Source organism: Catenulispora rubra (assembly GCF_015356825.1).
In the GTDB taxonomy this organism is placed as follows: Bacteria; Actinomycetota; Actinomycetes; order Streptomycetales; family Catenulisporaceae; genus Catenulispora; species Catenulispora rubra.
In genome coordinates this window covers 1-11,426 of record NZ_JAACYW010000351.1, presented here as the reverse complement: position 1 = coordinate 11,426, position 11,426 = coordinate 1, and the positions used below count along the sequence as shown (strand labels likewise).

Genomic DNA, 11,426 nt, shown 5'->3' with positions numbered 1-11,426 from the left:
CGGATACACGATCACCCCCTCCACAGCCCGCTTCCCCACACCAGCCGACCTCATCGCCTTCCTCGCAGAAGACAACAACCAGCCCACCGAGATCAAACCAGCGTGTTAATAATCTGCGAGCCCTAAAAAGCTCTTAAAATCCACAAACCAACCGCACCCGCAGCACCCGCCGCACCCCAGCTACCCACGCATAGGTCAACTGCCCCGCCCTGGGGCCGATGGCGTGAGGGCGCCATCGACCCCAGGGAGTCAGGGAGTAGCTGATCGCCGCTCAGTGCAGCGACATCACCGGATCGCCGTTGCCGTCCAGGCCGGTTCCGGCGATCGTGCAGCTTCCGCTGCGCACCGCGCCGTTGTTGTAGGCCTGGCGCGCGCAGCTGCGGAGGGCGAGCTGGCCCCAGTAGTCCGGGTGCAGCGACTCCTGGATGTAGTACGGGCTGCTGCCGATCGTGGTGACTGTGCGGATCTGGTTGACCCACTCGGTCTGGTTGACCGCGCCCGGGTTCGTCCAGGAGTTCAGGCCCTGCTCCTCCAGCAGGCCGACGGTGTTCTCACAGAGCCGGCGGCCGTTGAAGGCCGAGGAGATGTCGAGCTTGCGGACGTTGCCCAGCCCGCTCTGCGCGACGGCGTTGGAGACCGCGCCGGAGATCGTCGGCAGTGCCGTGCCGTTGGCCCAGTTGGCGTCGTTGTTCCAGAATCCGCAGCCGCCGGTGGACTGGCGGGTGAAGCCGGACTGCGAGTAGCGGAAGCCCGAACTGTTCGGGATCGGCGAGGGGTAGTTCTGCACGAGGATCGTGTAGTCGCCGTCGGCGTAGCCGTCGTTGGCCATGGCCTGGTGCACGTGCTGCAGCGCCTGCGCGATGTGCGTGGTGACCGTGGCGACGTTGGACGCCGAGAAGTTGCCGGTGACCGAGGAGTCCTGGCTGCAATACGAGGGCCACCACGACGGCGTGGTCAGGAAGTCCTCGACGCAGGTGGTCACGATCGAGGAGAAGTTGAAGTCGTTCCCGCCGATCGACACCGCGACCATGGTGACCTTGTGCGTGGCGGCGAAGTTCTGCAGCATCAGGGCCTGGCCCTGGTTGCCGCCGGAGTTGTAGAAGTCCAGGCCCGGCTTGAAGTTGCCGCTGTCGGTGTACGTCGCCGTCTCCGCGCCGCTGCACGCCAGGTTCAGACCGTTCACTCCGCCGCCGAAGTAGATCTCAGCGGACTGCGACCGGTGGCAGCGCGGGATGGTCTCGGCGGTGTGGCCCGCGTTGTCGTAGTAGGCCGCCGGACCCAGCGCGTCGATCTCCGAGCTGCTGTCGTTGGTGTTGCCGGCCCACCGGCCGGCCTCCCCGGAGATGTAGCTGTCGCCGACGGAGACGACCCACGGCGCCCCGCCCGGCGTGGCCGCGTGCGCGGCACCGGTGCTGACGACGGCGGTGGTACCGGCGAGAACGGGGACCAGGATCGCGCCGGTTATCAGGGTACGCAGACGAGTGCGCGCCCGATGAAGCCTGCTCATGCTGTGACCTCTCAAGAACCCGACAGGTGGTTGTTCCTTGCCGGGACCGATCGGCCGCGTCGCGTCCCTCGTTCCGTGAAACTGGCAGACCGCTCCGGCGCTGGCAAGGGCTGCGGCGAGATTGTTACCGTCGGGTATCCGGGAGGTGGGATCGCGGGGAGGTCGGGGTGAGATCGCGCTGGCTTAAAAGCAGTTGCGTGCACCGGCGCCCCGTCGGGTAACGTTCCCTCCAGGCCGTGACAGAGCATCCGAGGGAGGTGGTACCCGTGAACACTCGTTCAACGTGGGTGCTCCTCCTGCCGGTCACGGCCGGCGACTGACGTAGCTGTCGCCGGAGCGCCCCAAGGCACTCCTGAAGGGCGACAGCTATGAACGCCATCGCACATCTCATTCCTGACCCCGTGACGCCTGTGATCACGAGGGTCGCAGCAGATCAGTGGCACGCTATCGACGACGGCCTGACGGTCGGTCGCGGGAACACCTCGCGTCGGCCCGACGGACGGCTGTTCGTCAGCGTCGACGCGTGGCACGACGCGGTCTTCGACCAGCTCGCCGCCGTCATGCTCGCGGAACTGCCGGCGCCGCTCTACACGGTGCTCGACGCCGAGGAATCGGCTATGGCCGAGAACTGGCGTCGCGCGGGGTTCGTCGAACGGCGACGTGAGCGGCACTATTTGGTGTCTCTTGAAACGCGGATCACCGCGCGACCGCCAGCCGGCGTGACCCTCGTCGGCGGTGAGGACGTGTTCCGCGCCGAAGTCGAGGGCACTGAATCCGCCGGCGCCGAGGTCGGCCTGATCCGTCTCACACCCCTGATGCGCAGTGACGGGACGCCGCGCATAGCGCGGATCGCGTCCATCGAGGTCCGCGCCGATCAGCGGCGCCGCGGCATCGGCCGCGCGTTGCTGGCCCACGGGCTGGACGCGCTCCGCGAGCGCGGGTTCCGGATGGCGTCGGTCGACGTCGACGAGACCGACACCGCGGCGATCGTTTTGGTAGAGGGCGCCGGCGCGCGCCGTACGAGCAACAGCCTGGAGTTGATGTGGGAAAACTGAATCGGGGCATCGAGGTTGAGGGCACTGTCATCGAGTGCCTGTACAACGCCAACTTCCGGGTGCAGCTCGACAACGGACACAAGGTGCTCGCGCACATCAGTGGCAAGATCCGCAAGAACTACATCAGGATCATGCCGGAGGACCGGGTGCTGGTGGAGCTCAGTCCCTATGACCTGACGCGCGGCCGGATCACCTTCCGCTACCGGTCGTAGCCGGTCGCTCCAGATCCGCGGCCCAGTCATCGAGGCCTGACTCGCTCAGCACCACATCCAATCCTGCGGCGGCGGCGCCGATCAGCGCGCCGTCGTCGCCGAGCGATGCCGCCCGCAGCGGGATCGGGTCGGCGCGGCGGAACTCCATCAGCCCATTGAGGTAGGCGGTGTCGAAGTCGGGCTGTGCGGCGTTCCTGATCAGCGGGGCCAGGCCGCCGAGGGTGACGACGTCCGGGTCGTGGGCGTTGACGAGTCCTGCGATGCCCGAGGCGAGGGCGTCGGCCACGGTGCGTACCGCTTCGGCCGCTTCGGCGTCGTGCTCGGCGCGTTGGAGGACGTCCAGCGCGAAGGCGCGCGGATCGTCAGGCGGCGCGGCGCCGAGATGGCGTGCCAGAGCCCTGCCATCCACCTCGTTGTCCCAGCATCCGCGCGCCCCGCACGGACAGCGCCGCGACCGGTCGCCGAAGGGCATGTGTCCGTACTCGCCGCCGGTGCCGCTGCCGCCGACGGCCGGGACGCCGTCGATGACCAGTACGCCGCCGAGGCCGACCTCGACGGTCAGGTGCAGCACGGTTCCGGCGCCGAGCCCGGCGCCGCCGCGGGCTTCGGCGAGGCCGGCGAGGGTGGCGTCGTTGCCGATGACCAGGGGAGTGGTGGCGTCGGGGAGGATGCCGGACAGGTCGGTCGGGTCCCAGCCGAGGGTCGTGGGGCGGACGAGGTGTCGGTGGCGGACGGCGGCGGCCACGCTGACCGAGACGGCGCGCAGGCGATGGCCGTGGCGCTGCTTCAGGTCGCGGAGTGTGTCGGCGATTTCGCGCACGACCTGCTGTTCGGCGCCGTGCGCATGCCGTCCGGCGGCGACCGTGGACGGACGGCCGTCGATGCCGGCGAGCGCGCAGCGCCACCCCTCGTAGCGCACCTCGACGACGGCGACGAGGGGGCCGCGTGGATGAGGGAGGAGCTGGGTCGTCGGGCGTCCGCGGCCGGCCGCCGGGGCCGGAACCTCGTCGAGCAGATCCAGGGCGCGCAGGCGCGCGGCGATGTCCGTCGCGGAGCCGCTGCCCAGGCCCAGGCGGCGCGCGGCCTCGGCGCGGGTGACGCCCGGCGTGCGCCGGACCTCGCTCAGGAGTGCGAGGGGGCCCGGCCAGCGTGCGTCGCGCGGTCTTGTCATCCGGCTCGTCCCCTTTTAAACTCGGTGACCGAGGATATTACTCGTCAGGAGTGGCCCATGCACGTCATGCACCTCATCCACGGTTCCCGCCGCTTGACAGTCGCGGCCGTGCTCTTCGACATGGACGGGACGCTCGTCGATTCCGACGCGGCGGTCGACCGCTCCTGGCTCGCCTGGTCGAAGGAGTACGACGTCGATCCGGCGCTGCCCCTGGCCATCGCTCCCGGCCATCCGGCCGCCGACACCATCGCCAGGATCCTCCTCGACGCCGACCCCGAAACCATCGCCGAGTCCGCAGCCCGCCAGCTGGCGCTGGAGTACGAAGACCTCGCGGACATCGCCGCCACCGACGGCGCGCACGAGCTGATCGCGGCGTTGGACGAGCGCGGCGTGCCGTGGGCCGTCGTCACGAGCGCGGACGAGCGGTTGGCGAAGCTGCGCCTGGCGGCAGCGGGCATCAGCCCTCGTATCCTCATCACGACCGACGACGTGGCGGCGGGCAAGCCGGACCCGGCGGGCTACCTGCGTGCGGCCGAGCTGCTCGGCGTGGCGCCCGGGAACTGCCTCGTCGTCGAGGACACCGAGCCCGGAGTCGCGGCGGGTCGGGGGGCTGGGGCGACTGTCGCGGCGCTGAAAGGCGTCCCTGGAGACCTGGGGATCGACGGCTTGCGCCGGATTACGGATGCGATAGTCCCTTAGACGTACCCCCGCCGCTGCACGATCTGCAATGCGACCGCGCCCACCGGAATGTTCAGCCAGAAGCTGATCAGCCGGTACACCAGCACCGCCGACGTGACCGGCCCGGCTGCCGCGCCGAGGGCCGTCATCCCCGTGATCAGCGCGGCTTCCAGGGCGCCGAGGCCGCCGGGGGTGGGGGTGGCGCTGGCGACTATGCGGGAGGCCATGTAGACGGCGCCGACTTGGCCGAGGGGGATGTGGACGCCGAAGGCGTGGAGGCAGATCGCCAGGGCGCTGATCTGGATCAGGGGGAGGCCCAGGGCGCCGCCGGCGATCTCGGTGAGGCGGGTGGGGCTGGTCGCCACTGCGGCCACGGTTTGGCCGGCCGCCTTCAGGAAGTGCCAGACCTTGTCGTGGACGAAGCGGCGGCCGGGGCCGGTCAGGCCCAGCAGCCCGGCGGCGACCAGGACCGCGCACACCGCGGGCAGCAGCCAGTGGCCGGAGGGCATGCCGAGGTGGACGCCGGAGTGGCGCTGGCCGGTCCAGGCGAAGAAGGTCACTGACACGATGGCGCTCGCCAACGCGCCGGCCACGCTCTGCAGGCCGACGGCCGCGGTGGCCGAGCCGGTCTCGACGCCGGCCTTCTGCAGGAACCTGAGGTTCAGCGCCATGCCGCCGACGTTGTTCGGGGTGATGCGGTTCAGGAACGAGGACGCGAACTGCACCAGCACGTTGGGTGGGAACGGCAGCCGCTCGGGAATCGTGCCGGCCTGCAGGAACGCCGAGAAGACCTGCGAAAGCAGCACGATCGGCACCGCCGCCAGCACCCACCACCAGTCCGCCGTCTTCAGCGCCGCGGTGGCGGTCCCGGCGTTGGCCAGCTGCGGCAGGATCAGATGGATCACCAGCAGCGCCCCGACCAGCGCCAGCGCCTTCTTCCACGTCAACCGCGCGAGGTGGGCCTTCTTCGGCTCCTCCACATGGCAGGCCTCGCGGACCGCCCCGGACAGGTCACGCAGCAGGCTCGGCCCGCCGCCGGCCCGCAGCGTCCGGTGCTTGGCCGCCGCACGTGCCGCCTGGGCCGCGGCGCGGTCGTGCTCGGCGACGGCGGGCCGGGCCGGACTTCCTATCAACGCCAGCGTCTGTAGGTACGGCAGGACTGTCGCCAGACGGTCCGGGCCCAGGCCCGCCAGGGCGCAGGCGACCGCGCGTTCCGGCCCGATCCGGGCTCCGGACGTCGCCAGCAGCACCGCCAGGTCGGTACCGAGCTGCGTGGGGGAGGCGTCGAGGCGGGCGCGGGCGAAGGCCTCCAGGCGCGTGCTGCCGTCGCGGGCGACGAGGATATGGTCGGGTGTCAGGGCTCTGTGGGCGATCCGGTGCTGTTGGAGGTGAGCGACCGAGCGCCAGGCGTCGGTGAGGGCTGCGTCGTCGGAGTCGGCCGAGTTGTCGGAGCCGCTGGAGCTAGCCGTTGCGTCGCTGAAGAGCAGCCGCTCCCGCGAATCGTCGTCCGTGACCAGCATCGCCCCGCCGCCGGCCACCGGGAACGCCGTCACCGGCTCCACCACCCGCGCCCCGGTGTGCCCGGCCGCGACCAGCATCACCAGCTCGTGCTCGGCCGCCGCCAACGGCTCGATCGCCAGATCCCCGGGCTCGGTCAGCAGCAGCCGCCGCCACATCCGGTGGAACAGGTCGCGGTTGTGGTCCTCGCGGCCGAGCACCCGCACCGAGTTGCGTCCCTCGGCGGTCTCGGCGAGGTAGCGGATCCCCTCGCTGTCCCGCTGGTCGGAGGCGGGTACTTCATGCAGCACCGTGATCGGCAGCCCGCACGCCACCAGCGCGTCGGCGACGGCCCGGGGCCCGGGCCGATCCGGCGGAGCCCCGCCGAGCAGCAGCACGATCGAGGCCGCCACGCCCCCGATCGCCAGCGCCGCCACCCCGTCCATCGGCAGCACCGCCGCAGCCGCCGCGCTCAGCACCACGCTCCCGGCGACCGACTGCCACACCGCACGCCGCCACCGCCGCGACAGCCACGGCCCGGCCGTGACGGCGGCGGAGGCGCAGCTCGCCAGGTACACCGCCGACGGCCACCCCACCGGAAGCAGGGCCCGGTGATCGGTGAGCACCGCGGGCCACTCCGCCGGCCGGCTGTGGGTCAGGACCGTGTGCACCAGCGCCCCGGCCAGGAGCGCCCCGAGCGCCGCGGCGGGCAGCACCCGCAACAGCGCATCGCTGCGCCGCCGCCGGACCACCACCACGACGGCGGCCAACGGCCCCAGCACCGCCGCGATCTGCACCACCGCGACCAGCACGTCCCGCAGCCCGACCGGCAGCGCGGCGACCGCCGTGATCAGCCCGTGCTGCACCTGCCGCGCGAACGTCCGCGTGGCCACCGCGAGCAGCACCGTCGCCACGAGCACCGCGCCGGACACGATCAGCCGCACCGCGTCGGCCGCCCGCCGCACGTCCCGCTCCGGAGGAACGTCGAGCACCGGCGCCTGGGGCGCTTGCGGCAGGGGCGGAGCCGTCATGGGGCTGAATTCTGCCAGGCTGGATCACGACTGCGGCAGCCATCCGGGTCCGACGATCGTCGCCGCATCGCGTGCCGCTGCGACGGCGCTCAAACCTGGTTGTTCCACATGCGGAACATGACGCACTTGCCGTTCTTGTCGAACGTCACCGTCCACAGGTTGGCGAACGTGCCCAGTTCCTTGTAGCGGCCGGTGCCCTCGATCGCGGCCGTGTCGCCGTTGACGGCGAGGAGCGACCACTCGAACTCCCAACCGCCCTCCTGCCACTGTGCGCGGCTGAGCCAGCCCTCGACGATCGCGTCACGGCGGATCCAGTCGGTCTCGTAGGGCCGTTCGTGATACTCGGCCTTCGGCGTGAACAGCGCGGCGATGTCCTTCTTGGCGTTGCTGGTCCAGGCCCGCACGTAGCCTTCGACCCAGTCGTTGATCTGCTCTTCGGTCACCATCGGTGCTGCCTCTTATCCCTGAGCGGTGGGGCGGACGACGATCTCGTTGACATCCACATCAGCCGACTGCGATACCGCGTACCGGATCGCCTCGGCGATCGCGGTGGCCGGGATGGCGATCGCCATCATCTCGTCCACCGCGCCCTTGATCCCGCCGTCGCTGATGGAGTCGGCCAACTCGCTGCGCGTCAGCCCCGGGTTGACCACCGTGACCCGGACGTCCCGGCTCTCCTGGCGCAGCCCCTCCGACAGCGCGCGGACTGCGAACTTGGTCGCGCTGTAGACGGCGGAGGTCGGATCGACCCGCAGGCCCGAGACCGAGGCGATGTTCACGATGTGTCCCGAGCGCTGTTCCTGCATGAGCGGCAGGACGGCGGCGATGCCGTGCAGGACGCCGCGCAGGTTCACGTCGATCATCTGGTTCCACTCGTCGACCCGGAGCGCGGCCAGCGGCGACAACGGCATGACGCCGGCGTTGTTCACCAGGACGTCGACGCGACCGAACCGGTCGCGTACCGCCGCGATGAACCCCTGCATGCTGGCCAGGTCGGTCACATCCAGCTCGTGCGCGAGGGCGCTGCCGCCGTCGGCCTCGATGTCCTTGGCGAGCAGGTCGAGGCGGTCTGTGCGGCGGGCTCCGAGCGCCACGCGGTGGCCGGCGGCGGCGAGCCGTCGGGCGGTGGCCTCGCCGATCCCGCTGCTGGCCCCGGTGATCAGGACCACTTTTGAGACGGTTTCGGTGGAGGGGTGAGACATGGCGTGCCTTTCGGGGCGTCGTTCGGGGCGTCGGTGGTCGTGTCGTGCGTTGACCACTACCGAAAGGATGAGTCCGCGCCGTCGAAAGCGGCAGGACAGGTCTTCCTAGGTGCGTGACTCCTAGGTACAGCGGCGTACGATCCAGAGCATGAGCGGCAACGAGCTGGGGGAATTCCTGCTGGCGCGGCGGTCGCGCGTCGTCCCGGCCGACGTCGGCTTTCCCACCTCGCAGGGCCGTCGGGTGCGCGGGTTGCGGCGCGAGGAGGTCGCCGTCCTGGCGGGCGTCAGCGCCGACTACTACGCCCGGCTGGAGCAGGGACGCGAGCGTCACCCCTCCGGCCAGGTCGTGGACGCGATCGCGCGGGCGTTGTGCCTGGATTCGGACGCCTGCTGGCATGTCTACCGGCTGGCCGGTCTGGTACCGAGGACCGAGACGCCGACCTCGACCCCGAGCCCGGACTCGGATCGAGCCATGCCGGAGCCCACGCCGGAGCTGCTGCGGCTGATGCACGCCTTCCCCGGCGCGGTCGCCTACCTCGTGAACCGACGCCTCGAAGTCCTCGCCACGAACCCCCTCGCCGACGCCCTGCTCTCGCCGCTGACCGACCCGCGCGGCATCGTCCACGCGCTGTTCTGCGACCCCGCAGCGCGCGACCTGTTCGTCGACTGGTCCTCCGTCGCCGCTGACACCGTCGCGGCACTCCGCGCGGCCTACGGCCACGAACTCCACGACCCCCGCATGCCGGCCCTGATCGACGGGCTCGTGGCCGAGAGCGCGGAGTTCGCGGAGCTGTGGAGCCGCCAGGACGTCGGGCGGCTGGCAGGCAGGACCAAGACCTTCGACCACCCGGACGCGGGCCGGCTGACGCTCAGCTATCAGACCTTTGAGCTCCAGGACGCGCCCGGGCAGTACCTGCTGGTCGGCAGCGCCGAGCCGGGGAGCCCGGACGCCGAACGGCTGGCACTGCTCGGGGCGCTCGCGTCAGACCTGGCTGGCGCCGCCGTCGACGTAGACCTCGGCGCCGGTCATGAAGCTGCTGCGGTCTGAGGCGAGGAAGGTCACGGCCTCCGCGGTCTCCTCGGGCCGGCCGAGGCGGTTCATGGGCACGGTCGCGATGACCGCGGCACGCAACTGCTCTTCGTCGGGGCTCAGCGCGAGGAATCCAGGGGTCTCGGTGGGCCCGGGGGCGATCGTGTTGACGCGGATGCCCCGGCCGATCAACTCCGCGGCCCAGGTGCGGCCGAGCGAGCGGATCGCGGCCTTCGTGGCGGCGTAGACGCTCATCGCCGGTGAGGCCTTGATGCCGATGTTGGAGCCGCACAGGATGATCGACGAGCCGTCCTTCAGCAGAGGCAGCGCCTTCTGGACGGAGAACACGATGCCGCCGACGTTGGTGTTGAACGTGTCCGCGTAGTGCTCCCAGGTGATGTTGCCGAGGGTCGCGAACTCGCCGATGCCCGCGTTGGCGAACAGGACGTCCAGGTCCCGGCCCGTCTCCCGGATCGCCGCCATGACGCGGTCGAGGTCCGCGAGGTCGGTGACGTCGGCCTGGACGCCGGTCGCCCGCTCCGCGCCGATCTCGGCCACGGCCTCGGCCAGCTCCTTCTCGCGCCGCCCGGTCAGGAAGACGTACGCCCCCTCGGCTGCGAACGCGCGGGCCGTGGCCCGGCCTATGCCGGAGGTGGCGCCGGTGACCAGGGCGGTCTTGCCGTCGAGCTGTCCCATGATGCGACTCCTATTTTTGTACCGTTCGGTTGCGCGGCCCACGCTAGCAGATTCTGTACCGATCGGTTGGGGTCGCGGGGCACATTTTTGTACCGACTGGTAGCATGGGTTTCGTGAACGCTGCTGACGACCGTCGAGGCCGGGGCCGGCCGCGGGGCTTCGAGGAGGACGAGGTCCTGGACCGGGCCATCCGGGTTTTCTGGGAGCACGGCTACGAGGGCGCTTCGATGAGCGACCTCACCGCCGCGATGGGCATCAACAAGCCGAGCCTGTACGCCGTGTTCGGCAGCAAGGAAGAGCTGTTCCGCCGCGCCGTGGTCCGCTACCGGGATACGTACGTCGCGTATGCGCCTGCCACCTTGGACGAGCCCACCGCGTACGGCGTCGTCGAGCGCTACTTGCGCGCGGCGGTAAATGCTCTGACCGGCGGCGACCATCCGCCCGGCTGCTTGTCGATCCAGGGCGGGCTGTCGTGTGCGCCGGGGAACAGCGGCGTCTCAGAGTTCTTGGCCGAGTTCCGGGCGGTCTTCGAAGACGCGCTCGCGAAGCGACTGGCCCGGGCGGAGCGGGAGGGTGACCTCGTGGCCGGCACTGACACTGCTGCGCTGGCCCGGTTCGTGGTGACGCTTGGGCAGGGGCTGGCGGTCCATGCCGCGGCCGGCGCGGGGTGCGAGGGTTTGCAGGCGTCGGTGGATGTCGCGCTGCGGGCCGTCGCTAGCTATTCGTCTACTTCGTCCTACTCCTCCTGAGCGACCGGCGGGACGCCGACCAGCTTCACCAGGAACCGGTCCAGCTGGTCCTCCAGCGGTGGCCAGGGCAGCTCGGGCTGGTTGACGCGCAGCGAGACCGCGCCGTGGACGGCCGTGCGCAGGTCCAGGGAGACGGTTGCCGCGTCGGCCTGCGGGACCAGGCCGGCGTCCATGCAGCGGCGGATCGCGGCGGTGGTGTGCTGGGCCATCTCCTCCTTGAAGGACATGTCCGAGCGGCGGTTGAGTGTGCTCTCGTGCAGCACCTTGTACAGGCCCGGGTGTTCGCGGGACCAGGCCACCAGCAGCGTCGCCCGGGCACGTAGCGCGGCCACCGGATCGGCGGCGCTGGACTCCGCGTCTTTCGCCGCACGCTGGAGGTCGGTGTGGCAGTGCTCGAGTGCGGCCAGCACCAGGGCGTCGCGGTCGGCGAAGTGGATGTAGACCGAGGTCGCGGCGACGCCGACCTCGCGGGCCACGGCGCGCATGGACAGCGCCTGGTCGTCGGCGAGGTCGTCCAGCAGCCGCAGCGCCGCGTCGATGATCTCGGCGCGCAGCCGCTCGCCCTGGCCGCGCGGATTGCGGCCGCGCGGTGCGGTGG

General features: G+C 70.8%; 12 protein-coding genes. 5 read left to right on the top strand and 7 right to left on the bottom strand.

What is annotated here, in order from left to right; genetic code table 11:
• Nucleotides 1-271 precede the first annotated feature (271 nt).
• Nucleotides 272-1,507 (bottom strand): SGNH/GDSL hydrolase family protein, encoded by a 1,236-nt coding sequence (locus GWK61_RS48125; protein ID WP_194920117.1) that lies wholly within the window; start codon nt 1,505-1,507, stop codon nt 272-274.
• A gap of 401 nt (nt 1,508-1,908) precedes the next feature.
• Here GWK61_RS48125 and GWK61_RS57765 point away from each other — a divergent pair, with 401 nt between their 5' ends.
• Together GWK61_RS57765 and infA are read left to right on the top strand one after the other, a co-directional pair.
• The gene (locus GWK61_RS57765) at nt 1,909-2,562 is read left to right on the top strand and encodes a GNAT family N-acetyltransferase (protein ID WP_323748095.1); all 654 of its coding nucleotides are present in this window, start codon (nt 1,909-1,911) and stop codon (nt 2,560-2,562) included.
• The gene (gene infA / locus GWK61_RS48115; protein WP_194920112.1) at nt 2,550-2,774 is read left to right on the top strand and encodes a translation initiation factor IF-1; all 225 of its coding nucleotides are present in this window, start codon (nt 2,550-2,552) and stop codon (nt 2,772-2,774) included. The genes GWK61_RS57765 and infA overlap by 13 nt, the downstream gene beginning before the upstream one ends.
• On the opposite strand, the gene GWK61_RS48110 is transcribed toward infA, so the two are convergent.
• A complete protein-coding gene (locus tag GWK61_RS48110; protein ID WP_194920110.1) occupies nt 2,752-3,945 on the bottom strand; it encodes an ROK family transcriptional regulator in 1,194 nt (397 codons plus the stop codon). The genes infA and GWK61_RS48110 overlap by 23 nt on opposite strands.
• A 57-nt stretch (nt 3,946-4,002) precedes the next feature.
• On the opposite strand from GWK61_RS48110, the gene GWK61_RS48105 reads away from it, so the two are divergent.
• Entirely contained in the window at nt 4,003-4,644 is a 642-nt protein-coding gene (locus GWK61_RS48105) for an HAD family hydrolase (protein ID WP_228564167.1), read from the top strand.
• Here the strand turns inward: GWK61_RS48105 and GWK61_RS48100 are convergent.
• The 3 genes from GWK61_RS48100 to GWK61_RS48090 form a co-directional block, all read right to left on the bottom strand.
• The gene (locus GWK61_RS48100) at nt 4,641-7,151 is read right to left on the bottom strand and encodes a lysylphosphatidylglycerol synthase transmembrane domain-containing protein (protein ID WP_194920108.1); all 2,511 of its coding nucleotides are present in this window, start codon (nt 7,149-7,151) and stop codon (nt 4,641-4,643) included. The two genes, GWK61_RS48105 and GWK61_RS48100, sit on opposite strands and share 4 nt — an antisense overlap.
• Nucleotides 7,152-7,240: 89 nt before the next feature.
• Nucleotides 7,241-7,597 (bottom strand): nuclear transport factor 2 family protein, encoded by a 357-nt coding sequence (locus GWK61_RS48095; protein ID WP_194920106.1) that lies wholly within the window; start codon nt 7,595-7,597, stop codon nt 7,241-7,243.
• Nucleotides 7,598-7,609: 12 nt separating this feature from the next.
• Entirely contained in the window at nt 7,610-8,353 is a 744-nt protein-coding gene (locus GWK61_RS48090) for an SDR family oxidoreductase (protein ID WP_194920104.1), read from the bottom strand.
• 148 nt (nt 8,354-8,501) lie between these two features.
• On the opposite strand from GWK61_RS48090, the gene GWK61_RS48085 reads away from it, so the two are divergent.
• The gene (locus tag GWK61_RS48085) at nt 8,502-9,401 is read left to right on the top strand and encodes a helix-turn-helix domain-containing protein (protein WP_194920101.1); all 900 of its coding nucleotides are present in this window, start codon (nt 8,502-8,504) and stop codon (nt 9,399-9,401) included.
• Here the strand turns inward: GWK61_RS48085 and GWK61_RS48080 are convergent.
• The gene (locus GWK61_RS48080) at nt 9,336-10,079 is read right to left on the bottom strand and encodes an SDR family NAD(P)-dependent oxidoreductase (protein WP_194920099.1); all 744 of its coding nucleotides are present in this window, start codon (nt 10,077-10,079) and stop codon (nt 9,336-9,338) included. The genes GWK61_RS48085 and GWK61_RS48080 overlap by 66 nt on opposite strands.
• 113 nt (nt 10,080-10,192) lie before the next feature.
• Between GWK61_RS48080 and GWK61_RS48075 the strand changes: the two genes are divergently transcribed.
• On the top strand, nt 10,193-10,828 hold the full coding sequence (locus GWK61_RS48075) for a TetR/AcrR family transcriptional regulator (protein ID WP_323748094.1): 636 nt from the start codon (nt 10,193-10,195) through the stop codon (nt 10,826-10,828).
• On the opposite strand, the gene GWK61_RS48070 is transcribed toward GWK61_RS48075, so the two are convergent.
• Nucleotides 10,816-11,426 (bottom strand): TetR/AcrR family transcriptional regulator (locus GWK61_RS48070; RefSeq protein ID WP_194920094.1); only part of this gene is annotated, 611 nt, incomplete at its 5' end. The two genes, GWK61_RS48075 and GWK61_RS48070, sit on opposite strands and share 13 nt — an antisense overlap.